Here is a 443-nt window from a genome sequence, read left to right on the forward strand (position 1 = left end):
GGGCGGGTGTATGCCGCATATGGTGGCATCTATATCGCGACGGCTTTGGTATGGCTGAAATTTGTCGATGGCGTTTCTCTGACGCACTGGGACAGCATTGGCGGTTTGGTGATACTGTTGGGCGTAACTCTTATTATCCTTCAGCCCAAAAGTTTGTTATAAACTCCTCCAATCAACAAATTTGCTAATTTGAGTGAACTAATGTAAACTTAAAATTTTAGCCTAGTATCTTAATTTTACTATCTCAAAGAGTATATTCATGGATATTAACCAAACGCCAGTAGACCCTAGCCAATTTGGGTCTAACGTGCCGCGCCGTCATGACCCAAAAATCGCCAAACTTGCCGCAAAATACTTACAAATAACAGGTTGGCAAGTGGTCGGTGACGTACCTGATGTCAAACAACTGGTGATGCTCGCTGCCCCGCACACCTCCAATGAAG

General features: G+C 44.5%; 1 protein-coding gene and 1 pseudogene. Both read left to right on the plus strand.

What is annotated here, in order from left to right; translation table 11 throughout:
• Positions 1-6: 6 nt before the first annotated feature.
• Complete coding sequence (locus M3175_RS26045; protein WP_503328637.1) at positions 7-162, plus strand: YnfA family protein; 156 nt, start codon at positions 7-9, stop codon at positions 160-162.
• A gap of 97 nt (positions 163-259) precedes the next feature.
• Positions 260-443 (plus strand): annotated as a pseudogene (locus tag M3175_RS26050) (hypothetical protein); the annotation flags it as partial.

Source organism: Robertmurraya korlensis, assembly GCF_023715225.1.
Taxonomy (GTDB): domain Bacteria; phylum Bacillota; class Bacilli; order Bacillales; family Cytobacillaceae; genus Robertmurraya_A.